Genomic DNA, 21,041 nt, shown 5'->3' on the forward strand with positions numbered 1-21,041 from the left:
CGAGACCTTTTAGCTCGGCCGCCCAACCGGCGGGTATGGACCTCGAACTGGACGGCAACGCGGCACTGGTGACGGCGAGTTCGAGCGGACTCGGACGCGCCTCGGCGAAGGCGCTCGCGGCCGAGGGCGCGAACGTCGCCATCTGCGCGCGCGGCGAGGAGCAACTCGAAGACGCGAAAGCGGAGATCGACGCGGTCGGCGACGGCGACGTGGTGGCGGTCCCGACCGACATCACCGACCCCGACGAGATAGAGGCGCTGGTCGACGCCACCGTCGAGGAGTTCGGCGGCCTCGACCACGTCGTCACCTCGGCCGGCGGCCCGCCCAGCGGGAGCTTCCTCGACACCACCGAGCGCGACTGGTACGAGGCCTACGACCTGCTGGTGATGAGCGTGGTCCGGGTCACGAAGGCCGCCCACCCCCATCTCGTCGAGAGCGACGCCGGCAGCATCGTCAACGTCACCTCGACCAGCGTCCGGGAGGCCATCGACGGGCTCGTGCTGTCGAACGCGGTCCGACGCGGCGTCATCGGCCTGATGAAGACCCAGGCCCGCGAGTGGGCACCGGACGTGCGGGCCAACGCCGTCCTGCCCGGCGCACACGAGACGCCCCGCATCCAGGAACTCGTGGAGGCGTCGGTCGAGCGCGGCGAGTTCGACAGCTACGACGAGGGGCTGGCCGACTGGTCGGCCGACATCCCGCTGGACCGCGTGGGCCAGCCGAGCGAGTTCGGCGACGCCGTCGCCTTCCTCGCCAGCGAGCGCGCGAGCTTCGTCAACGGCGCGGCGGTGCCGGTCGACGGCGGTCGGCTCAGGAGCTGAATGGACTCTTCGGACGCCCCGACCACGGTGCTGTCGTGGAGCGGCGGCAAGGACGCCAGCTACGCGCTCGGGCAGATGCGCCGAGGGACCGCCGGCGAGCGTGGCGACGAGGCCCCCGAGGTGGTCGAACTCCTCACCAGCGTCTCGGCCGACACCGGCCGGTCGAGCATGCACGGCGTCCGCCGGGACCTCTACGAGCGACAGGCAGAGGCGGTCGGTCTCCCGATTCGGTTCGTGGAGATTCCCGAGGCCGCCTCGAACGACGAGTACGAGGCGGCGATGGCCGAGGCGACCGCCGACTACGAGCGGCGGGGCGTCGACCGAATCGCGTTCGCCGACCTCTACCTCGACGACGTGCGGGCCTATCGCGAGGCGCGACTCGAAGACGCCGAACTCGCGGGCTACTGGCCCATCTGGGGCCGGGACACCGAGGCGGTCGCCCGCGAGTTCGCCGAGGCATTCGAGGCCGTCGTGGTCGCGGTCGAGGGCGAGTCGCTCGACCCCTCGTTCGCGGGGCGGCGATTCGACGCCGACTTCCTCGCGGCCCTGCCCGACGACGTGGACCCCTGCGGCGAGGACGGCGAGTTCCACACGTTCGTCCGCGACGGCCCGATATTCGACGCGCCGGTTCCCGTCGAGACTGGCGAAACGGTGACGAAGGAAGTCGGCGGGGGCGGACACGACGCGACCGTCCACTACTGCGACCTGCAGCTCGCGGAGTGACGCGACGCCGCCTCACTCCGCTATCTTCTCGACTACCTTCTCGGCCTGCTCGCGGGCCTTCTCCTCGCCGACGCTCTTCTGTATCAGGACGCTCTGGACCAGCCAGTCGTCGTCGCCTTCCCGGTCGCCGGTCCGGACCTCCGCGCCCTCCGAGACGTCCCGGGCGGCGTGGGCGGCCCAGTCGGGCGTCCGAATCTCGTCGAACTCGTCGGGGTCCCTGAAGCGAACGTGGATGAACTCGTCGCCGGTCTCGACGGCTCGAACGTCTGGCACGTCGGCCATGTACTTGGTCCGACGTGCTGTGGGAAAACCGGAACGGCCGTCGGAAGCGGATTACAGATACTCCTCGACGTCGAGGACCCGTTGACAAGACGGGTGAGTGTGGTCGCTGTCGCTGCTGACGAGCGGCGCGCCCAACTCGCGGGACACACCCGCGACGAGCGCGTCGACTGCCGACAGGTGTGGCCCGCGTTCGTCGACTTCGTCCGCTATTTCAGTGGCGTGATCGGCGGTCTCCTCGCTCACGGGATACGTTTCGACCCATTCGAGGTTTCGTCGTGCCCTCTGGGGCGAACTTTCCTCCCCATATATCCCGCCGAGCAGGAATTCGACGTAGATTGGAACCGGCACCAGGAACTCCTCGTCACTGTGGTCCAGTAGATAGTCCTTCGTGGCCGGATGCCCGTCTTCGTAGTCCATCAGAAACGAACTGTCGAGAACTTTCACTCGTCGTCGCTCCGTTGACGAGCGATTTTCTCGATTCTCTCCGCGCTCTCGTGCTTGCTACTGCTGTGGATATCTTCGACTACCTCGCGATGGTTCGTCCCGTCCCACGCACCGAATCCTGCGAGGAGGTCACGGTCGTCGTCGAGAAGTCGGACCACCACGTCGTCGAAACTCTCGCCCTCGCGACGGCGTGCTTTCAACCGTTCGTAGCTCTCCTCGCTGATTCGCACGTGTTTGTCCGTAGTGCCCATGCACGAATGTAAACTCTCACGTTAACATCAATGTTTGGCACGCCTTTCAATCAAAACCGCCCCTGTTCGCGCAACTCCGTCACCACCTCGCGCACGCGCTGGGCGTCGTCTTTCGGCGCGACCAGCACCCGGTCGTCGTACGCGGCGACGACCAGTCCCTCGACGCCGACGACGCTGACGTGCGCGTCGTCGTCGGTCGCGACGACGTTGTCGGCGGCGTCGACTGTCAGGGCGTCACCCAGAACCGCGTTGCCGTCAGCGTCGGTCTCGACGATTCGCTCGATGGCGTCCCACGACCCCACGTCGTCCCACTCGAAGTCGGCGGGCACGACGTAGGCGTCGTCGGCCCGCTCCAACACCGCGTAGTCGACGCTGACCGACTCGACCGCCTCGAACCCGCGCTCGGGGTCGCCCTCGTCCAACGCCGCGACGAGCGGTGCCAGCGGGGAGTCGCGGGTCGCCCGGAGGAAGGCGGCGGGCGTCCACGCGAACAGCCCGGCGTTCCAGTAGAAGCCCTGCTCCACGAACCGCTCGGCGGTCGCCTCGTCGGGCTTCTCCCTGAACTGCTCGATTTCGGCGTACTCGCCCCGGCTCTCGCCCGGCTCGACGTAGCCGTATCCCGTCGCGGGTCTCGTCGGCTCCACGCCGAACGTTACCAACCCCCCGGTTTCGACTGCGGCGCGGGCGGCGGCCCGGGCGGTCGACCCGAAGTCGCCGGCGATTCGGTGGTCGCTCGGGACGCACAGCAGCACGCACTCGCCGACCTGCCGTCGCACGCGGTGGGTGGCGTACGCCAGCGCCGGCCCGGTGTCCTTCGAGGCGGGTTCGACGAGGACGCCGGCCTCGGGGACCGCTTCGCGCACGCGGTCGGCGTACTCGGCGGCGGTCGAGACGTACACCTCGTCGGCGAATCCCACGCGCTCGACGGTCTGCCGGAGGAGCGAGCCGTCCCCCTCGTTCCCACCGACCGAGAGGAACTGCTTGGGCCGGTCGGCCCTGCTCGCGGGATAGAGCCGGGTTCCGGTCCCGCCGGCCATCACGACCGCGACGAGAGGGGGCGTCGAGCGCTTGCGGTCCGAGTCGCCCGCCATCCTACCACGTCTCGATTCGGCCGTCGCGCACGTCGCGGACGCAGCCCTCGCAGTCGGGGTGGTCGGCGTCGAAGCAGGCCGGTCGGGCGGCCCGGTCGAGGTCGACGGCGCGGCGCTCGGCGTACCGCCGGCAGACGATGCGGGCCTTCCCCGTCTCGTCCTGCGGGAGGTCCGCGAGCGCGGCCCGCCGGGCGTTGGCGTAGGCGCGCTTCGCGTCGGCGTACTGTCGCCCCGCCGACTGGAGTTTCGAGCGGAGGAAGCTTTCGAGGCGGTCGTCCATGTGACCGGGCGTTAGGCGTCGGGAATCATAGGTCTGTTCGTGGGCTACCGTCCGACGGGGTCGACGTCGGTGCCGGGACGAGTGACCGAACCGGGCGCGTCGACGCCGTTTGCACAAAACCTCACGCTTAACCCACTCACAATCGACATGCGACTCACGCTGATGGCCCCGAGCGTCGACCTGCAAAGCTACCTCGTGTTCGTCTCGGCCGCAGCGGCGCTCGTCCTCACGCCCGGCCCGGACACCGTCTTCGTCCTCACGCAGGGGGTCGCCGGGGGCAAGCGCGGCGGCGTCGCGGCCGCGCTGGGAGTCAGCACGGGTATCGTCGTCCACACGACGGCCGCGACGCTCGGGCTCGCCGCGCTCTTGCGGGCGTCCGCGCTCGCGTACGCGGCGGTCAAGTACGCGGGGGCTGCCTACCTCGTCTACCTCGGCGCGAAGACCATCCGGCAGGACGGCCAGCTATCCCTGTCGGACGCCGGCCCGGATTCGCCCCTGGGCTCGGACTTGCGGACCAGCTATCGGCGGGGCGTGACGGTCAACGTCCTGAACCCGAAGGTCGCGCTGTTCTTCCTCGCCTTCCTCCCGCAGTTCGTGGGCTCTGGACCCGGTTCGGGCGTCACCAGCGTTGCACCCGCCGCCGAGATGCTGGCGCTGGGCGCGACCTACGCCGCCCTGACCGCGCTGTATCTCGGCGCGGTCGGCCTGCTCTCGGGGGGCGTGCGGTCGGCGCTTCGCTCCCGGCCGCGCTTTGCCGACGGCCTGCGGTGGGTCTCCGGGTCGGTGCTGGTCGGTCTCGGCGCGGCGCTCGCGCTGGCGTCGTCGTAGACAGAACAGGCGGTAGCGGCGCTGACGGCTTCACGTTCACTTTCACTCCGCGTACCAAGCCTTTTATACCATAGCGCACTAACCAGTCGCATGTCTCCCGGAGAAAACGACGCGGAGACGGATACCCCATGAGCGATGTGCGCCAGCACGCCGAAGACGTGACCGAACAGTTCTCCGAGCATCTCGACCTGTCCGTAGAGGAGGTCGAAGACCGCCTCGACAACCTCGTCAACGAGTACCGGGTGCCCCTCGACGAGGCCCGCCGGAGCGTCGTGAGCCACTACCTCGACGAGGCGGGACTCGAACGCGACGACATCCACAGCGGCGGCGGCACCGAGGAGGTGAACGTCGAGGACGTCGACGAGGACGAGATGTGGCTCAGCCTCACCGCCAAGGTCGTCGACCTCTGGGACCCCCGGAGCGACGCGGTCGGGCAGGTCGGCCTGCTCGGCGACGAGACCGGCACCATCAAGTTCACCAAGTGGGCCGACTCCGACCTCCCGGAACTGGAGGAGGGAGCGGTCTACCACCTCGCCAACCTCGTCTCCGACGAGTACCAGGGCGACTACTCGGTGAAGCTCAACCGGACCACGACGGTCGCGGACGTCGACGAGGACATCGAGGTCGGCGACGACACCGCCGAGGTCGAGGGCGCGCTAGTGGACATCCAGAGCGGGTCCGGGCTCATCAAACGCTGTCCCGAGGACGACTGCACTCGCGTCCTCCAGAACGGGCGGTGTTCGGAACACGGCGAGGTCGACGGCGAGTTCGACCTCCGCATCAAGGGCGTGCTCGACGACGGCCGGGAGGTCCGCGAGGTCATCCTCGACGAGGAGGCCACCGAGGAGTTCACCGGTATCGGGCTTCAGGAGGCCCAGGACATGGCGATGGACGCGCTCGACACCTCGGTCGTCGCCGAGGAGATGCGCGAGAAGACCCTCGGGAAGTACTACCGCGTGACCGGGCCGACGATGGGCCGGTATCTGCTGGCCGACGAGGTCGAGGAACTCGCCGGGCCGGCCGACGCCGAAAGCGTCCTCATCAAAGCGAGGTCGATCTGAGATGTCCGGAGCACCCACCCGAGAGGTCGCCCGCCGCGTGTTCGCCGGCGAGTTCAACGACGCGACCCACACGTTCAAGGAGTCCGAGGAGGAGCGCGCGCCGGTGTACGCCCTGCTGCCGACCGGCGAGAAGGCCAACCGCATCTTCGTCGTCGGCACGCTGACCGAGACCGAGGACGTCGGCGAGGACAGCGAGTACTGGCAGGGCCGGGTCGTGGACCCGAACGGCGACCCGTTCTTCGTCTATGCGGGCCAGTACCAGCCCGAGGCCGCGAGCATGCTGCGAGAACTCGAACCGCCGGCGTACGTCGCTATCACGGGCAAGCCCCGGACCTACGAGACCGACGACGGCGACGTGAACGTCTCCGTGCGTCCCGAGTCCATCACGCTGGTCGACGCCGCCACCCGGGACCGCTGGGTGGTCGAGACGGCCGAACGAACCCTCGAACGCGTCGAGCGATTCGAGGACGACACCAACGAGTACGCCCGGATGGCCGACGAGCAGTACGACCGGTCGCCCGCGCAGTACCGCGACCTCGTCGTCGCGGCGCTCGAGAGCCTCGAAGACGACCCGGACGCGGGTAGCGGCGAGTCGGCATCCGACGAGACCGACGAAGTCGAACCGGAGCCACAGCCGTAGGCGGCGTCGGACGAGGTCGACGCCGGGCCGCGTTCGGGGCGACCGACGCGGAATCGACGCGATATCGTCGCGGAATCGACGTTCGGGGGAGGGTGGACGGGACGCTATCGAGGACGCGGGAGAATCGCACGACGAGTAGCCCAGCGACCGCGCGTTCGAAACGCGCCGGGTGGTACCAGCACCCGGACGCCGGGCGTGCCCCAGTTCGGACGGCCCAATGGCTACGCATACGTCACGGTCACAAGAACGTATCGGGACCGTCTCCGGACCGCGCGAGGAGACGGGTAGGCACGGCCGCGTCGACCACCGCTACTGGCGGTGTCACCGGTGCGGCTCGGGGAGGACGGACCCGCGGCTCCGGGAGGGATGTTTCCGGTGTGAGTCGCGCGCTCGTCGGGCGAGCGACCGCAGTCGCGACGAGCGCGGCGAGGAAGGCACCCGCCGCGACGAGGTGGGACGTGGTTGACGACCGAACCTCGCCCAGCGCGGGCTGGCGGGCGGTGTACGCGGAACTCGGGGTCGACCCCGACGTCGAGGGGCAGCCCCGCGCGTGCCCGGACTGCGGCCGGGAATGCGACGGCCCGCTCGGGGGCGCGTACGAGTGTCCCGTACACGGGGTCGTCGCCGCGTCGGCGTCCAGCGAGGCGCACGCCGACGCGTCGTCGGACGCGGACGACTTCGGCGAAGCCGACCGGCACGGCCGGGCGGACTGACCGCACCCGGCGTCTCCGGGCCGACGGCGTCTACTCGCCGACCTTTCCGGGCCCGACGACGAGGACCGGACGCTCGGATTCGAGCAGCACCTGCTGGGTCACGCTGCCGAACAGCGCCTTGCCCGCCGGCGAGCGACCGCGGGGGGCGAGACACAGCAGGTCGACGTCGCGGTCGTCGGCCACGTCGAGGATGGCCTGGGCAGCGTCGCCGCTGGACTCGGCGTACTCGACTTCGACGCCCGCGTCTTCGAGGCGCTCTGCGGCCCGCCGGACCGCGGCGACCTGATGGACCGACGCCCCCGAGGGGTTGTCCGTGAAGTCGTGGAACAGCGTTACCTCGACGTCCTCCTCGCGGGGCAGGTCAGCGACGGCCGCGGCCTGTTCGAGCGCGCGCTCCTCGTCGGTGCCGATGGCGGCAAGTATCCGATACATACTCGTCCGTTCGCGTTCGTCCCTCATAAGTGTCGGACCGACTTTCGGGCCGCTGGAACCACCGCAACGGGTTTGGGTCGCCACCGCACCGATTTTCAGCGACTGGGATTCGCTGGCCCAGTTAAAGTGTTGTCCCGAACAACTTCCACACGTGAGGTGACTGACGATGTCCACACGAGAACTCGAAACCGAGCTGTTCGGACGGCACACGAACTTCCAGTACTCCGAGACGTGGATCGGCTACGCCCTGCTCACGCTCCGGCTCGTGATGGGGTGGACGATGTTCTACGCCGGCATCACCAAGGTACTCGACCCCTCGTGGTCGGCGGGGGGCTTCTTGGGTAACGCCATCCCCGCGGGGAACCCCTTCACCGCGTTCTGGACGACACTCGCCAACGACTGGCTGTGGCTCATCGACCCCCTGAACCAGTGGGGCCTGACGCTGGTCGGGCTGGCGCTGCTGGTCGGCGCGTTCGTCCGGTGGAGCGCCTTCTGGGGTGCCGTCATGATGCTGTTCTACTGGGCGGCCAGCCTCCCGCTGTCGAACGGCATCGTCATCGACGACCACGTCGTGTACGCCATGCTGCTGTTCGGCCTCGGCGCGTTCGGGGCGGGGCGCATCCTCGGACTCGACGAGTTCCTCGAAGACACCGGGTTCGTGGAGAACAACCCGTGGCTCCGGTACCTGATGGGCTGACGGGACCGACCCGTCGCCCCCGTGACTCACGCGAGCGACTCGCCTAACGCCGACTCGACCCGCTCTTCGAGCAGTCCCGACGCGACGAGCGCGTCGGCGGTTTCGATTTCCTCGTGGAGCGGCCGGTCCTCGACCAGCGGGGCCACGGCCTCGCGAACCGCCTCGTAGGCCGCGCCGGTGCCGACGCCGTGCGAGAGCGAATCGTCGTCTCGCGGTTCGTCACCGCTCGACCGGTCCGAGGCAGTCGCCTCGCCACCGACGAATTCGGCGGCCTGCGCGCCACAGAGCAACTCGATGCCGACCACGGTGACGGCGTTCTCGACCGCGCGCCGGGCGTCGAACGCCGACTGGGCGCTCATGCTGACGTGGTCCTCCTGGTTGCCGCTGACCGGCGTGTTGTCCATCGAGGGCCGCCCGGTCGCGCGGTTCTCGTTGACCAGCGCGGCCGCCGTGTACTGTGCTATCATGTAGCCCGAGCGCAGGCCGCTTTTCTCGGTGAGAAACGGCGGCAGGTGGGCCTCCTGGACGTTCGGATTCACCATCCGGTCGACCCGGCGCTCGCAGACGGCCGCGAGTTCGGTCACGGCGTTGGTGAGGTAGTCCAGCGGGAGCGCGAGCGGGTCGCCGTGGAAGTTGCCGCCCGACAGCACGGCGGCCTCGTCGGTGCCCGACGCCCGGTCGTCGGCGTCGGCGGCGTCGAAGATGAGCGGGTTGTCGGTCGCGCTGTTCAACTCGACCTCGACGGCCTCCCGGAGGTGGCGGACGGCGTCCCGGACCGCGCCGTGGACCTGGGGCAGACACCGAATCGAGTAGGCGTCCTGCACCCGGTCGCAGTTGCGGTGGGACTCGACGATCTCGGAGTCGGCCGTCAGTCGCTTGACGTTGCGCGCGCTCTCGGCGTGGCCCCGATGGGGCCGGACCGCCGCGATGGCGTCGTCCGACGAGGCGGTGGTTCCCATCGTCACCTCCGTCGTGAGCGCGCCCGCGACGTCGGCGGCTCGGACCGCGCGTTCGGCGTCCACGACAGCGAGCGCCGCGAGCCCGACCGTGAGCTGGGTGCCGTTGATGAGCGCCAGCCCCTCCTTGGCCCGGAGGGTCAGGGGGTCGAGGCCGGCGGTCGCGAGCGCCTCGTCGCCCGGCAGTCGCTCGGTGTCGGATTCCGTCTCCACGTCGGCCTCGCCCTCGCCGACCAGCACGAGCGCGAGGTGCGCGAGCGGCGCGAGGTCGCCGCTCGCGCCGAGCGACCCCCGCGACTTCACGACCGGGTGGACGCCCTCGTCGAGCATCGTCACGAGGTGGTCGACGACGACTTCCCGGACGCCCGAGTGGCCCTTCACGAGCGCGTTGAGCCGGCCGAGCAACAGCGCCCGGACCTCCTCGCGCGCGAGTTCGCGGCCGGCACCCGCCGCGTGGCTCCGGACCAGATTCAACTGGAGCCGTTCGATGTCCTCGTCGGGGATGCGCTCGTCCACGAGTTCGCCAAAGCCCGTGTTGACGCCGTAGACGGCCTCGCCGCTCTCGACGACCGCCTCGACGCGCTCGCGGGCGACTCGGACCCGCTCGCGGGCGGCCTCGGGCACGACGACCGGGGCGTCCTCGCGGGCGACTCGGGCGACGTCTTCGGGGGTGAGGCGCTCGCCGCCGGCTTCGACGGTCATCGTTGGCTCCCTCGCTGGCGGTGGTACTCGTCCATGGGTCGTCGTTCGCTCGCCGGTCGTTTCGTCGTTTCGCCTCGGCGTCGCGACGAATCGGTCGTGGCCGAAAATCTGAAATACGTAGATTTCGTACGCACGGTCGATGCCTACACTCACCGACTGGAAACCGGACGAGAGCGCGGTCGACGCGCCCTCGCTGGGCGACTTCGACGGCTTCGTCGCTGCGGCCACCCTCGTCCGCACTCCCCGACTCGCCCGTCTCTACGTCTACGTCTGCTACTACGGCCCGACGACCGTCCCGAACGTCGTTGAGGCGCTCGATGTCGCGCGAGCCACCGCGTACGAAGACGTGGACCGACTCGAATCGCTCGGCGTCCTCGCCCGCGACGACTCCACGCGCCCGCATCGTCTCTCGGTCGAACCGTTCGCGTTCGTCGACGACGCCGAGGTGGCGATTACCCCGACCGCCCTCCACGCGGTCGCACTCAGCGTGATCGACGACGACGTGGACTACTTCCTGAATCGGTACGGCGTCTCCCGTCTCGTCGCCGCCCTCCGGGTCGCTGGGGCCCACTACGCCGGGGACCTCACCCAGCGGATGGCTGCGGACGAACTCGACGTGACCGCCGCCGAAGGGATGGCGGTCGTCGCGGCGCTTCGGCCGGCGCTCGCCGCCGGACGGGCGTACGACCCGTTCTTCGACCGCCTGCTTCCCGAGCAGGCCGGGGAACTGGACCTCGACGTCGACGTTTCCGAACCGACGTCCGGTCGGCCGGACGACGACGCGAACGCGGGGTAGGCCGGTGAGCGAATACCTTCGACCGGAGACCGTCGCTCTCGTCGACACGAATCTCTTCGTGGCTGTCGGCGGTCCCGACAACGACAAGTATCGAGCGCTCCGGGAGTACGTCGAGAATCGGGACGCCTCCCTCAAGGTCCCTCGTCGGGTCGAACGAGAACTCACCACGATGCACTACGCGGACCGCGTACAGCGGGCCGTCGACGAGGGATGGGCCGAACGCATCGACCCGCCGTCGCCGACCGACCCCGGCGCGGTGAGCGCGATGGACTTCGTTCGTCGGGAAATCGCCCGCCGAACGGGGGAAGACGAACACGAGGTCGAGAAGGCGGACACGGCTCTCGCAGGGCTCGCGGTCGAGTATCTGAAACGAACCGACGACCCCGTAGCGGTGGTAACCGACGACCGAGTCTCCGCGCGGGCGATAGAGGCCGGAACGGCACGTAGCGACTGTGAGGGGTCGGTTTCAGTCTTCACCCGCGAGGACTTGATCGGGGGCGGTGGCGACGACCTCCGAATAATCTAGGCTCGTTCAGTACACCACCTCGCCGCCCTTCAGCACGGTCTCGACCGCGTTCACGCCGAAGTTGTACGGGACGTGGACGTAGCTCGGCGCGTCCAGCACCGCGAGGTCGCCCGGCGCGCCCTCCCGAAGCGTCCCGACCGCCTCGGGCAGGTCGAGCGCCGCCGCCGCGTTGGTCGTTCCGGCGACCAGCGCCTCGCCCGGCGTCATCCCCATCTCGACGCAGGCCAGCGAGGCCGCAAAGCCCATGCTCTGGCTGTAGCAGTTGGGGTTGAAGTCGGTCGCGACGGCCACGTCCGCGCCCGCGTCGAGGAACTGCCGGGCGTCGGCGTACGCCGCGCCCAGGCCGAACGCCGTGCCGGGCAGCAGGACCGGGACGACGTCGCTGTCGACCAGCGCGGCGACGTCCTCCTCGGTCGAGTGGAGCAGGTGGTCGGCGCTCGCTGCCCCGACTTCGGCGGCGAGCTTCGTGCCGCCAATGCGGGCCAGCTCCTCGGCGTGGACCTTCGGCGTGAGACCCGCGTCCCGCCCGGCGTCGAGGACCCGGCGGGACTGCTCGACCGAGAAGACGCCCTCCTCGCAGAACACGTCGACGAACTCGGCGATTCCCTGTTCCGCGACGGCCGGAATCTGTTCGGCGACGACCTCCTCGACGTACTCGTCGGCGTCCCGACCCTCGGGCACCGCGTGAGCGCCCATGAACGTCGGGACCACGTCGACCGGGTGGCGGTCGTCGGCGCGGTCGATGACGTCCAGCAGCCGGAGTTCCGTCTCGGCGTCCAGCCCGTAGCCCGACTTGACCTCGACCGTGGTGGTGCCGTGGGCCAGCATCTCGTCGAGGTGGCGGAGTAGATTCCCGAGCAGGCGCTCGTCGCCGGCCTCCCGGGTGGCCCGGACCGTCCGGAGGATGCCGCCGCCCTCGTCGAGTATCTCCTGATACGACTTCCCCCGGAGTTTGGCCTCGAACTCGTCGGAGCGGTCGCCCGCGAACACGGCGTGGGTGTGCGGGTCGACGAACCCCGGAATCACCGCCTTCTCGGTGGCGTCGACCGCGTAGGCCGCGTTCTCCGGCGGGAACTCGCGGGTCACAGGTCCCGTGGGGCCGACCCGGGCGACCTCGCCGTCCTCGATGGCGACGGCGGCGTCCTCGTAGATTCCGAGCGCCGCGTGTTCGTCGGTCGCCTCGCTCGCGCCGTCGTCGGTCGCGTCGGCCTCGTCGTCGGTGGCTTCCAGCGTCACGACCTGTGCAGCGTCGTGAACGACTGCTGTCAGCGTCATGGTCGCTCCTTCGCGGGCCCGCTACTTAGCAAGTGGGCGATAGCTCGCGCGCCGGCGGTCGCGGTCCGGTTCGCGGTCCCGGAGTCGAGCGGCGGGGCGCACTCGACGACCTCGAACCCGGCGAGTCGGTCGTCGCTGCCGGCCAGGCGCAGCGCCCGGAACAGTTCCCGCGTCGTGAGACCGCCGGGCGTTGGCGCGCTCACGCCCGGCGCGGCCGCCGCGTCGAGCACGTCGAGGTCGACGCTGACGTAGACGCGGTCGACCTCCCCCATCGCCTCTAACGCGCGGTCGACCGCCGCGACCGCGTCGTCGCCGACCTCCTCGCTCGTGACGACCTCGCCGCCGCGCTCCCGGACGAACTCGGCGTACGCCGTCGAGGTCTCGAAGTGGCGCGCGCCGACGCAGGCGTAGGCGTCGAGCCCGTCCTCGTAGAGCTGGCGGTACGGCGTCCCCGAGGTCGGGCCGACGTCCTCCCGAACCTCCCGCACGTCGAGGTGGGCGTCGAAGTTGAGTACGCCGACGCTGCCTTCGTCCAGCAGGGGCGCGACGTTGGGGTAGGTCATCGAGTTGTCGCCGCCGAGGAACACCGGGAACGCGTCGGTGGCGTGGACGCGCTCGGCGATGGTCCGGACCCGGTTCTGGAGGTCGGCGACTGAATCGACGTCACCGTCCCCGAGCGTCACGTCGCCGAGGTCGGCGACCGACCTCACCGGGCCCGCGTCGAAGTGGTGGGTCTTGGTGCCCGCGAGGCGCTGGCGGAGGGCGCTCGGTCCCTCCGCGGCCCCCTTCCGGCCGATGACCGCCTCGTCGAACGGTTCCCCGACCAGCACGGCGTCGAAGCGGTCGGCGTCGTCGATGCTCGACAGTTCGACCACGTGGCCGAACTGCTCGTCGGTGGCGTCGTTGGAGGGTCCCATCCAGTCGAAGGTTCGTCCGAGTCGCGTCATTCGTCCTCACTGTCCCGCATCGGCACCGCGACGTTCGATTCGGCCGCCTCGGCGAGCGCTTCGTCGTAGCCGGCGTCGGCGTGCCGGATGACGCCCATGCCGGGGTCGGTGGTGAACACCCGGCGGGCCGTCTCGGCCGCGCGGTCCGACCCGTCGAGGACGACGTGGTTGTTGGCGTGGACGGCGTTCCCGATGCCGACCCCGCCGCCGTCGTGGACCGACACGATGTCCGCGCCGGCCGCGCAGTTGAGCAGGGCGTTGAGAATCGGCCAGTCGGCCACCGCGTCGGAACCGTCCCGCATGGCCTCGGTCTCCCGGTTGGGGCTGGCGACGCTCCCGGCGTCGAGGTGGTCGCGCGTGACGACGATTGGGGCCGATATCTCGCCCGCCGCGACGAGGTCGTTGATGCGGAGCGCGAACCGCGCGCGCTCGGTCAGTCCGTCTTCCTCCTGATACCCCAGCCAGCAGACCCGCGACGGGAGGCCCTGGAACTCGACCTGCTCTTGGGCGAGGTCTATCCAGCGATGGAGGTGGTCCTTCTCGGGGAACAGTTCCGTGACCGCCTCGTCGGTCCGGCGGATGTCCTCGGGGTCGCCCGACAGCGCGGCCCACCGGAACGGACCCTTCCCGCGACAGAACAGCGGTCGGATGTACGCGGGCACGAAGCCGGGGTAGTCGAAGGCGTCCGGTCTGTCGCGGTGGGCTTCGACCTGCCCCCGGATGTTGTTGCCGTACTCGACGGCGACCGCGCCCCGCTCTTGCATCGTCAGAATCCCGTCGACGTGGCGCTCCATCGTGTCCAGACTCTCCTCGCGGTAGCGCTCGGGGTCCGTCTCGCGGAGTTCGTCGGCCTCGGCGACCGTGTACCCCGAGGGGTAGTAGCCCTCCAACTCGTCGTGGGCGCTGGTCTGGTCGGTCACCACGTCCGGCACGAAGTCCCGGTCGAGCATCCCCTCCAGCATGTCGGCCGCGTTGAGGTGGACCCCGACCGAGTACGATTCCCCGTTTTCGGCCGCTTCCTCGGCCTTCCGGATGGCCTCGTCCAGGTCGTCGGTCTTCTCCTCGCAGTAGCCCGTCTCGATGCGGCGGTCGATGCGGGCCTCGTCCACTTCGGCCGCGATGCAGACGCCGTGGTTCATCGTGACCGCGAGCGGTTGGGCACCGCCCATGCCGCCGAGCCCGCCCGTGGCGACGATTTTGCCTTCGAGGCCCCGATTGTCGGGGTAGTGCTGTCTGGCCAGTTCGGCCAGCGTCTCGTAGGTTCCCTGGATGATGCCCTGCGTGCCGATGTACGCCCACGACCCGGCGGTCATCTGGCCGTACATGATGAGCCCCTTTGCCTCCAGCTCGTGGAAGTGGGCCCAGTCGTCCCACTTGCCGACGAGGTTGGAGTTGGCGATGAGGACGCGGGGTGCCTTCTCGTGGGTCCGGAATCGACCCACTGGCTTGCCCGACTGGACGAGCAGCGTCTCGTCGTCGCCGAGGTCGCGCAGTTCCGCGAGGATGGCGTCGTAGGCGTCCCACGACCGCGCGGCCCGGCCGGTGCCGCCGTACACCACCAGCTCCTCGGGCTTCTCGGCCACCTCGGGGTCGAGGTTGTTGTTCAGCATTCGGAGCGCGGCCTCCTGTCGCCAGCCCTCGCACTCGATGTCGGTGCCGGTGGGCGCGCCCTGATACTCCTTCCACTGGTCGCTCGGCTCGCCGACGCCGAAGCCGTCGGCGTCGCCTTCCTCGGGGATGTCTGTCTGGCCGTCGCTCATACCTCCTCGTTCGGGCGCGAGACGCAAATAGCTGCACACCGCCACACGGAGGGTGTTTTAAGTGCTATCGCCCCGGAACCCGATGCGATGCACGAAGCGGTTCTGGGAATCGAACACCCCGGCGCGTACGCGGCGGCGACCGCAGGCACCGACACGACGGTCGAACTCTGGTGTAACGACCACTGCGACCTCCTGCACGTCGGGGGCGAGGGCGGCGAGGCGGTCGTCGCGCACGTCGAGGACGCGGTCGGCGTCCGCGAGCGCATCGCGGAGGGCGACGAGCGGCTGCTCATCACCGAGGCGTGCCTGAAAGCGAGCGAGGGCGACGCCATCGAGACCACGCTCGCGGCCCACGACTGCCTGCTCGTCCCGCCGCTCCGATACTCCGAGGGCCGCAAGTGGTGTCGCGTGCTGGCGCTGGACCCGGCGAACCTGACCGCGTTCTACCGCGACGTGGCGGCCGAGTTCCCCGTCGTCGTGGACTCGAAGCGCGAGGTGGCGTCGGTCCGGGCCGACCGACCCCTGCTGACCCTCGACTCGGCGCTCCCGGACCTCTCGACGCGCCAGCGCGACGCCCTGCTGGCCGCCGTCGAGTCGGGCTACTACCGGATTCCGCGCGAGACGACGACCGCCGAACTCGCCGACGAGCTGGGCGTCGAACGCCGTACGGTCGAGGAACACCTCCGGCGGGCCGAGAACAAGCTCCTCGGGTCGTTCGCGGACGCGCTGTGACCGCCGTCCGGGCCGACGCCCTGACTACCAGTTCTGCGGCAGGTCGATTCCGGCGTCCCGGAATCGCGCGCTGACGGCTTCGAGGTACTCCGACCGGATCGTCACGAACGCTTCCCGCGAGGGGCGGTCTATCCAGTAGCGGGCCTGCACGCCGGCCCGGCCGTCGTCGAGTTCGACCACGCGGACCGTCGGCGAGGGTCGGTCGAGCACGTCGTCGTGGCCCTTCGCGGCTGCCACGAGCAGGGCGGCCACCTCGCCGAGGTCCTCGTCGTCGTCGACGTGGAAGGTGTGCGAGAGCCGGCGCGGCGACTTCGCGACCGCGTTGACCACCGCGCTGGTCGCCAGCTGGGAGTTGGGCACCGTCAGCAGTTCGTTGTCGAACGTCCGGACGCGGGTCACGCGGAAGCTGACGTCCTCGATGACGCCCTCCTCGTCCTGCCAGCGTATCCAGTCGCCGATGTTGAACTCCGGGTCGGTGACGATGAACACGCCGCCGACGAGGTTCGACGCGATGTCCCGACTGGCGAACCCGACCGCGACCGTGAGCGCGGCCACGACCGTCGGCGGAATCGAGAGCAGGTGGCCGTAGTCGGCGGCGTCGAGCGCGACCCGGAGCGCCGCCACCGCTACCGCGACGTGGACCAGCTTCACGACCGCGCTCGCGACCGTCTCCTGAATCCGGCGGGTGCTCAGCGCGCGCTCGGCCAGCGGGACGACGACCCGCCGCCCCACGGCGTACACCGCCGCGAACGTGACGAGGAAGACCCCGACGTCCCAGAGCACCGCGAGGTAGCCGTCCACCGGCACGTCCGACAGGTCGACTTGCGGAGGGGTTCGCACTGTCAGGCAATCCACGGCGCGGCCGGCCCTCAAGATTCCGGCCGACTCGGAGTTTCCGGTCGACCCGTTCCTCACGGCGTCGGGGCGTCGCCGTCCCACGCGTCGTTGTCGGTGAAGAAGTTGAGCATGGCGAACTTCAGCTTCGTCGGGTCGATGTCGACCATCTCGTCGCGCTCCTCGGCCGGGAACGTCCCGCGCACGCTGTACTTGCCCATCTCGCGTTCGCCCGCCTCGGTGTAGCGTCTGTCGACCAGCGCCCGGACCCCGAAGTCCTCGGGCGAGCGGATGACCCGGCCGAGCGCCTGCCGCGTCTTCCGGATGGTCGGAATCTCGACGGCGTACTCCCACCCGGAGTCGCGTCCGGACCGGTCGGCGAACGCCCGGTCGTAGGCGTCCTGGACCGCGTCCATCCGGTCGTCGAGGTGGGGGTAGGGTACGCCCACCACGACCACCGTGCGGGCGTCGTCGCCGTCGAAGCTGACGCCCTCCGCGAGGGTGCCCCACAGGGAGGTGAACAGCGCGGCGTCGTCGTCGGCAACGAACTGCTGGCGCAACTCCTCGACGGAGGTGCCGGGTTCGTCGAGGTAGAGCGTGGCGTCGGGGTCGCCGTCGGTCTCTCGGTCGAGTCGCTCGTGGTAGCGCTCGGCCTCGGCGTAACTCGGGAAGAAGAGGAGGGCGTTGCCGGCCGTGAACTCGACGGCGTCGCGGAGGACGCCCGCGACGACCGCCTGGGTCTCGGGGTCGTCGCGCTCGCTGGCGAACAGCGCGGGCGACTCGACCGCGAACGTCCGGCGGTTGTCCTCGGGGAACTGGAGGCCGTAGGCCATCTCGACCGGGTCTTCGAGGCCCAGCACGTCGCCGATGACGTCGAACGGCCGGAGGGTCGCGCTCATCAGCACCGTGGCGTACACCTCCGAGAACAGGTCGGCCGTCACCTCGCGCGGGATGCAGGTGTACAGTTCGGCCCGGCCGTACACCTCGTCGGTGGCCTCGTCGCGCCGGACGGACACCACCGGATACTGGCCGAGTTCGGTACTCCCGTCCATGAAGTCCCGGACGAACGTCGCGACCTGCAGGGTCTGGCACTCCTCGCGGGTCGTGGTCTCGCCGTTCCTGTACGCCTCCTCGTACTCCTCGTCTAACTCGCGACCGAGGTGGACCGCAAGGTCGAGTTCGGTGTCGATGCCCTTGCCGGTGTACTGTTGGAGGAACGCCAGGGTGAGGTCGTCGCGCTTGCCCTCGTTGGTGATGGAGACGTCCTCCCACGCGTCCCCGACCTGCTCGCGGTCGCCGAATCCGAAGCTGTCCTCGTAGACCTCCTCTACGGCCGCGCGGAACGCCGAGACGACGTTGTAGGCGGGTTCGCTCCGGGCGTCGTCGCTGTCCTGTAGCTCGTCGAGCGCCGAATCCAGCGTGTTCTCGGTCAGGGTCCGGGTGGCGTGCTCGCGGGCGGTGTCCTCGACGTTGTGGGCCTCGTCGAAGATGGTGACCACGTCCTCGGGGTCCCTGCCGAGCCACCGGAAGAACTGCTCGCGGATGGTCGGGTCGAGCAGGTGGTGGTAGTTGCACACGACGAGGTCGACGCCCTCCATCCCGTCCTTCAAAAGCTCGTACCCGCAGAGGTGCTGTCGCTCGGCGTACTCGTAGACGTCGTCGGGCGTGCGCACGTCGTCGTACAACCACGAGTAGAACTCCTCGTTGTCGCCGACGAGGTTGTTGTAGTAGTAGTCGCAGGTGTTCTGCTCGCCGAGGTCCTCGACGCGCTGTTCGACGGCCTCCAGTTCGTCCATCACCGTGCTCCGTGCCTCTGCGGCCTGCTCGTCGCCGTCCTGGGCCTGCTCCAGCAGTTCCTCCTGTCGGGCTTCGAGCTCGCGCTCCTCGCGCTCGGCGTCGACCACCTCGTAGGTGTTGTCCCGCAACACCTGGCACTCCTCGAACCCCACGTCGATGTGGCACATCGACCCCTTCCCCCGGAAGACGACCGCTCGGATGGGTTCGTTCTCGGTGATAGCGCGGGCGTCCGCGACGAACTGGCGCATCTGCTGGTGGACGTTGGTCGTGATGACGACCGTCTTGTCCTCCTCGCGGGCGTACTCCAGCGCGGGCACGAGCGACGACAGCGTCTTGCCCGTGCCGCAGGCCCCCTCGAAGAGCACGTCCTGCCCGCGCGAGAAGGCGTTGTAGATGCGGTCCATCGCCTCCCGCTGGTTGGCATACGGCTCCTCGTAGGGGAAAAACCGCATGTAGTCGTCGGTCTCTGCCACGGCCGGGGTTTGCTCGGCTTCGGGTTTAAAAGCTCGCTTGCGAGTGGAAGTGTCGGACTGAAGGCCTCTTCTCCGACAGGCTGTCGGTCGCGGTTACTCCGCCGTCCCTCCGGTCCTGCTCAACTCCCGCGCCTCCGGTTCGACGTACACCCGATTCACGCTCGGGTTGGCCTCGCGCAGGGCGTCCTCGATGGCGGTGATGCGGTCGTCCATCCCGGCCGTGTCGAGGCCGTTCTCGAAGGCGACGTCGGCGGTGAGCATCACCTGCTCGGGGCCGAAGTAGACCGTCCGGAAGTCGACGATTCGGCCGACGCCGTCCCACTCCTCGACGATGGTCCGGAGCTTCTGCTCCTCGTCCTTCGGCAGGCTCTCGCCAAGCAGCAGGCGCTTGTTCTCCCACGCCAGCGCGAGCGCGAAGCCCATCAGCATGATGCCGATGAGCAGCGCGGAGACGGCGTCGTAGATGTAGTTGCCCGTGACTCGGGTGAGGTACACCCCGGCCAGCGCGAGCCCCGCACCGACCAGCGCGATGGTGTCCTCGGTGAACGCGGTCAGCGTGGTCACGTTGCTGGTCTTCCGGAACGCCTCGCGGAGGCCGCTCCACTCGTGCTGCTCGATGTCGGCCTTCATCCCGGCCCACGCCTTCCTGAGCGCGTAGGTCTCGAACGCGATGGCCCCCAGCAGCACGGCGTAGTTGACGTACACCGGGTCGAAGGGGCCGAAGCCGAGCAGTTCGACCGGCGTGCCGCCGCCGTGGCCGGGATGCATGATGGCGTCGTAGCCGTGCTTGGCGCTCTCCCACCCAGCGATGCCAAAGAGGAGGACGCTCACGAGGAAGCTGTAGAAGAACTGCGCCTTCCCGTAGCCGAACGGGTGGCCGCGACTCGCCTCCCGGTTGCTGTACCGGATGCCGATGAGCAAGAACACCTGATTGCCCGTGTCCGAGATGGAGTGGTACGTCTCCGAGAGCATCGCCGGACTCCCCGTCAGCAGGAAGCCGCCGAACTTCAGCACGGCTATCGCGCCGTTCGCGACCAGCGCCGCCATGACGACCGACTTGCTTTCAGCCATCGTGCCCTCGTTCTCGGCCATCGGATAAGAAAGTGGCCGCCGGCGAACGCGGCCCCGGGGCGTCGGGACGCCCGCCGTCGGACGGAAACGCTCAGGGAGGTGGCCCGCCTACTTCCGCGCGATGATAACCGTCCTCTCGGACACCCACAGCACGTCGGGGCACGAACTGGAGGGCCGCGCGCGGGAGGCCGTCGAGGCGGCCGACGCCGTCGTCCACGCCGGCGACTTCACGAACGAGGCGGCCCTCGACGCCTTCCGCGAGGTCTGCGAGCGACTGTACGCGGTCCACGGCAACAACGCCACGCCGGGGGTGTGCGACCGATTGCCGCCCGAGCGAACGGTCGAGGTCGCCGGCGTGCGATTCGTGCTGACCCACGGCGACGGCCAGTCGGCGACCGCGCTGTCGCTTTTGGGCCGTCAGCAGGCCGCCGACGCGGTGGTGTTCGGCCACTCGCACCGTCACGCGGTCAGCCACGGCGAGGACGTCGTCCTGCTCAACCCCGGCAGTCACGCCGACCCGCGCGGTGGCCGGCCGACCCACGCGGAACTCAGGCCCCGAGGCGGCGACGCGGAGGGCGACGGTCGACTGACGGGTGAAATCCGCCACCGGGACGGGAGCGTCCTCGAAGCGTTCGAGATTCGCTGAGGGTCGAATCCGGCGAACCGGTCGCTGTCGAAGGAGGTGACGGTCGGCGAGAAACCGACATGGTGTGCCGCCCCGCCGGGAGGGTGGTGGGGACCGGGCGACTGCGGTGGCACGGTCGACAGTGATTCGGGCAGGGCGCGTCGCCGGCGGTGGGAGGTCCGACGGCGGCGCGGTACGGCCGGCAGCGGGGTCGCGGTTCGACCGACGCGGCGCGACCGGGAGGGCCGAAGCGGGGCGGTACACCTCTGCCTACGACCCGACCT

At 69.5% G+C, this 21,041-nt stretch carries 24 protein-coding genes; 11 read left to right on the forward strand and 13 right to left on the reverse strand.

The window, feature by feature from the left end:
* The first annotated feature begins 35 nt into the window (after positions 1-35).
* Both EPL03_RS01095 and EPL03_RS01100 read left to right on the forward strand, forming a co-directional pair.
* Entirely contained in the window at positions 36-821 is a 786-nt protein-coding gene (locus tag EPL03_RS01095) for an SDR family oxidoreductase (protein WP_135827492.1), read from the forward strand.
* Positions 822-1,544 carry an adenine nucleotide alpha hydrolase gene (locus EPL03_RS01100; protein WP_135827493.1) on the forward strand — a complete coding sequence of 241 codons (723 nt, stop codon included), beginning with the start codon at positions 822-824 and terminating at the stop codon, positions 1,542-1,544.
* A 12-nt stretch (positions 1,545-1,556) separates the two neighbouring features.
* Here the strand turns inward: EPL03_RS01100 and EPL03_RS01105 are convergent, their stop codons facing one another.
* From EPL03_RS01105 to EPL03_RS01125, 5 genes are read right to left on the reverse strand one after another with little or no spacing between them, the layout of a single operon-like run.
* Positions 1,557-1,826, reverse strand: a complete 270-nt coding sequence (locus EPL03_RS01105; RefSeq protein WP_135827494.1) for a hypothetical protein — start codon at positions 1,824-1,826, stop codon at positions 1,557-1,559.
* A 51-nt stretch (positions 1,827-1,877) separates the two neighbouring features.
* Entirely contained in the window at positions 1,878-2,270 is a 393-nt protein-coding gene (locus EPL03_RS01110; protein ID WP_135827495.1) for a PIN domain-containing protein, read from the reverse strand.
* Entirely contained in the window at positions 2,267-2,521 is a 255-nt protein-coding gene (locus EPL03_RS01115; RefSeq protein ID WP_135827496.1) for an antitoxin VapB family protein, read from the reverse strand. The genes EPL03_RS01110 and EPL03_RS01115 overlap by 4 nt, the downstream gene beginning before the upstream one ends.
* Before the next feature lie 50 nt (positions 2,522-2,571).
* A complete protein-coding gene (locus EPL03_RS01120) occupies positions 2,572-3,612 on the reverse strand; it encodes a mannose-1-phosphate guanylyltransferase (protein ID WP_135827497.1) in 1,041 nt (346 codons plus the stop codon).
* A gap of 1 nt (position 3,613) precedes the next feature.
* Positions 3,614-3,892 (reverse strand): DUF7091 family protein, encoded by a 279-nt coding sequence (locus tag EPL03_RS01125; RefSeq protein WP_135827498.1) that lies wholly within the window; start codon positions 3,890-3,892, stop codon positions 3,614-3,616.
* A 162-nt stretch (positions 3,893-4,054) separates the two neighbouring features.
* On the opposite strand from EPL03_RS01125, the gene EPL03_RS01130 reads away from it, so the two are divergent.
* The 4 genes from EPL03_RS01130 to EPL03_RS01145 all read left to right on the forward strand — a co-directional run bounded on the left by EPL03_RS01130 (position 4,055) and on the right by EPL03_RS01145 (position 7,134).
* Positions 4,055-4,720: a LysE family translocator gene (locus EPL03_RS01130; RefSeq protein ID WP_135827499.1), complete on the forward strand. Its 666-nt coding sequence runs from the start codon at positions 4,055-4,057 to the stop codon at positions 4,718-4,720.
* 128 nt (positions 4,721-4,848) lie between these two features.
* The gene (locus EPL03_RS01135) at positions 4,849-5,781 is read left to right on the forward strand and encodes a replication factor A (RefSeq protein ID WP_135827500.1); all 933 of its coding nucleotides are present in this window, start codon (positions 4,849-4,851) and stop codon (positions 5,779-5,781) included.
* Between the two features lies 1 nt (position 5,782).
* Entirely contained in the window at positions 5,783-6,421 is a 639-nt protein-coding gene (locus tag EPL03_RS01140; RefSeq protein WP_135827501.1) for an RPA family protein, read from the forward strand.
* A gap of 458 nt (positions 6,422-6,879) precedes the next feature.
* Positions 6,880-7,134, forward strand: a complete 255-nt coding sequence (locus EPL03_RS01145) for a hypothetical protein (protein WP_135827502.1) — start codon at positions 6,880-6,882, stop codon at positions 7,132-7,134.
* A 30-nt stretch (positions 7,135-7,164) separates the two neighbouring features.
* On the opposite strand, the gene EPL03_RS01150 is transcribed toward EPL03_RS01145, so the two are convergent.
* Positions 7,165-7,566: a universal stress protein gene (locus EPL03_RS01150; RefSeq protein ID WP_135827503.1), complete on the reverse strand. Its 402-nt coding sequence runs from the start codon at positions 7,564-7,566 to the stop codon at positions 7,165-7,167.
* A 166-nt stretch (positions 7,567-7,732) separates the two neighbouring features.
* Between EPL03_RS01150 and EPL03_RS01155 the strand changes: the two genes are divergently transcribed.
* Positions 7,733-8,263 carry a DoxX family protein gene (locus EPL03_RS01155; protein WP_135827504.1) on the forward strand — a complete coding sequence of 177 codons (531 nt, stop codon included), beginning with the start codon at positions 7,733-7,735 and terminating at the stop codon, positions 8,261-8,263.
* 26 nt (positions 8,264-8,289) lie between these two features.
* Here the strand turns inward: EPL03_RS01155 and hutH are convergent, their stop codons facing one another.
* Entirely contained in the window at positions 8,290-9,921 is a 1,632-nt protein-coding gene (hutH, locus tag EPL03_RS01160) for a histidine ammonia-lyase (RefSeq protein ID WP_135827505.1), read from the reverse strand.
* Positions 9,922-10,060: 139 nt separating this feature from the next.
* Between hutH and EPL03_RS01165 the strand changes: the two genes are divergently transcribed.
* Together EPL03_RS01165 and EPL03_RS01170 are read left to right on the forward strand one after the other, a co-directional pair.
* Positions 10,061-10,717: a DUF7437 domain-containing protein gene (locus tag EPL03_RS01165; protein WP_210424878.1), complete on the forward strand. Its 657-nt coding sequence runs from the start codon at positions 10,061-10,063 to the stop codon at positions 10,715-10,717.
* A gap of 4 nt (positions 10,718-10,721) precedes the next feature.
* Positions 10,722-11,243, forward strand: a complete 522-nt coding sequence (locus EPL03_RS01170) for a hypothetical protein (protein ID WP_135827506.1) — start codon at positions 10,722-10,724, stop codon at positions 11,241-11,243.
* Between the two features lie 6 nt (positions 11,244-11,249).
* Here the strand turns inward: EPL03_RS01170 and hutI are convergent, their stop codons facing one another.
* The 3 genes from hutI to hutU are packed head-to-tail and all read right to left on the reverse strand — an operon-like array spanning position 11,250 to position 15,225.
* Positions 11,250-12,518: an imidazolonepropionase gene (hutI, locus tag EPL03_RS01175; RefSeq protein ID WP_135827507.1), complete on the reverse strand. Its 1,269-nt coding sequence runs from the start codon at positions 12,516-12,518 to the stop codon at positions 11,250-11,252.
* The gene (gene hutG, locus EPL03_RS01180; RefSeq protein WP_135827508.1) at positions 12,515-13,465 is read right to left on the reverse strand and encodes a formimidoylglutamase; all 951 of its coding nucleotides are present in this window, start codon (positions 13,463-13,465) and stop codon (positions 12,515-12,517) included. Before hutG ends, hutI begins: the two co-directional genes overlap by 4 nt.
* On the reverse strand, positions 13,462-15,225 hold the full coding sequence (hutU, locus tag EPL03_RS01185; protein ID WP_135827509.1) for a urocanate hydratase: 1,764 nt from the start codon (positions 15,223-15,225) through the stop codon (positions 13,462-13,464). Before hutU ends, hutG begins: the two co-directional genes overlap by 4 nt.
* Before the next feature lie 87 nt (positions 15,226-15,312).
* Here hutU and EPL03_RS01190 point away from each other — a divergent pair, with 87 nt between their 5' ends.
* Entirely contained in the window at positions 15,313-15,957 is a 645-nt protein-coding gene (locus EPL03_RS01190) for a helix-turn-helix domain-containing protein (RefSeq protein WP_135827510.1), read from the forward strand.
* Positions 15,958-15,981: 24 nt separating this feature from the next.
* Here the strand turns inward: EPL03_RS01190 and EPL03_RS01195 are convergent, their stop codons facing one another.
* From EPL03_RS01195 to EPL03_RS01205, 3 genes are all read right to left on the reverse strand, one after another.
* Complete coding sequence (locus EPL03_RS01195; protein WP_168216157.1) at positions 15,982-16,797, reverse strand: mechanosensitive ion channel family protein; 816 nt, start codon at positions 16,795-16,797, stop codon at positions 15,982-15,984.
* A gap of 71 nt (positions 16,798-16,868) precedes the next feature.
* Positions 16,869-19,061, reverse strand: a complete 2,193-nt coding sequence (locus EPL03_RS01200; protein WP_135827512.1) for an ATP-dependent DNA helicase — start codon at positions 19,059-19,061, stop codon at positions 16,869-16,871.
* A 93-nt stretch (positions 19,062-19,154) separates the two neighbouring features.
* The gene (locus tag EPL03_RS01205) at positions 19,155-20,132 is read right to left on the reverse strand and encodes a cation diffusion facilitator family transporter (RefSeq protein ID WP_135827513.1); all 978 of its coding nucleotides are present in this window, start codon (positions 20,130-20,132) and stop codon (positions 19,155-19,157) included.
* 121 nt (positions 20,133-20,253) lie between these two features.
* On the opposite strand from EPL03_RS01205, the gene EPL03_RS01210 reads away from it, so the two are divergent.
* Complete coding sequence (locus EPL03_RS01210) at positions 20,254-20,778, forward strand: metallophosphoesterase (RefSeq protein WP_135827514.1); 525 nt, start codon at positions 20,254-20,256, stop codon at positions 20,776-20,778.
* Positions 20,779-21,041 lie beyond the last annotated feature (263 nt).

The organism is Halorussus halobius, assembly GCF_004765805.1.
Lineage (GTDB): Archaea > Halobacteriota > Halobacteria > Halobacteriales > Haladaptataceae > Halorussus > Halorussus halobius.

Coding starts and splice junctions, on each gene's coding strand:
- EPL03_RS01095 (WP_135827492.1), top strand. CDS start 36: ATGGACCTCGAACTGGACGGCAACGCGGCACTGGTGACGGCGAGTTCG.
- EPL03_RS01100 (WP_135827493.1), top strand. CDS start 822: ATGGACTCTTCGGACGCCCCGACCACGGTGCTGTCGTGGAGCGGCGGC.
- EPL03_RS01105 (WP_135827494.1), bottom strand. CDS start 1,826: ATGGCCGACGTGCCAGACGTTCGAGCCGTCGAGACCGGCGACGAGTTC.
- EPL03_RS01115 (WP_135827496.1), bottom strand. CDS start 2,521: ATGGGCACTACGGACAAACACGTGCGAATCAGCGAGGAGAGCTACGAA.
- EPL03_RS01120 (WP_135827497.1), bottom strand. CDS start 3,612: ATGGCGGGCGACTCGGACCGCAAGCGCTCGACGCCCCCTCTCGTCGCG.
- EPL03_RS01125 (WP_135827498.1), bottom strand. CDS start 3,892: ATGGACGACCGCCTCGAAAGCTTCCTCCGCTCGAAACTCCAGTCGGCG.
- EPL03_RS01130 (WP_135827499.1), top strand. CDS start 4,055: ATGGCCCCGAGCGTCGACCTGCAAAGCTACCTCGTGTTCGTCTCGGCC.
- EPL03_RS01135 (WP_135827500.1), top strand. CDS start 4,849: ATGAGCGATGTGCGCCAGCACGCCGAAGACGTGACCGAACAGTTCTCC.
- EPL03_RS01140 (WP_135827501.1), top strand. CDS start 5,783: ATGTCCGGAGCACCCACCCGAGAGGTCGCCCGCCGCGTGTTCGCCGGC.
- EPL03_RS01150 (WP_135827503.1), bottom strand. CDS start 7,566: ATGTATCGGATACTTGCCGCCATCGGCACCGACGAGGAGCGCGCGCTC.
- EPL03_RS01155 (WP_135827504.1), top strand. CDS start 7,733: ATGTCCACACGAGAACTCGAAACCGAGCTGTTCGGACGGCACACGAAC.
- hutH (WP_135827505.1), bottom strand. CDS start 9,921: ATGACCGTCGAAGCCGGCGGCGAGCGCCTCACCCCCGAAGACGTCGCC.
- EPL03_RS01165 (WP_210424878.1), top strand. CDS start 10,061: ATGCCTACACTCACCGACTGGAAACCGGACGAGAGCGCGGTCGACGCG.
- hutI (WP_135827507.1), bottom strand. CDS start 12,518: ATGACGCTGACAGCAGTCGTTCACGACGCTGCACAGGTCGTGACGCTG.
- hutG (WP_135827508.1), bottom strand. CDS start 13,465: ATGACGCGACTCGGACGAACCTTCGACTGGATGGGACCCTCCAACGAC.
- hutU (WP_135827509.1), bottom strand. CDS start 15,225: ATGAGCGACGGCCAGACAGACATCCCCGAGGAAGGCGACGCCGACGGC.
- EPL03_RS01190 (WP_135827510.1), top strand. CDS start 15,313: ATGCACGAAGCGGTTCTGGGAATCGAACACCCCGGCGCGTACGCGGCG.
- EPL03_RS01205 (WP_135827513.1), bottom strand. CDS start 20,132: ATGGCTGAAAGCAAGTCGGTCGTCATGGCGGCGCTGGTCGCGAACGGC.
- EPL03_RS01210 (WP_135827514.1), top strand. CDS start 20,254: ATGATAACCGTCCTCTCGGACACCCACAGCACGTCGGGGCACGAACTG.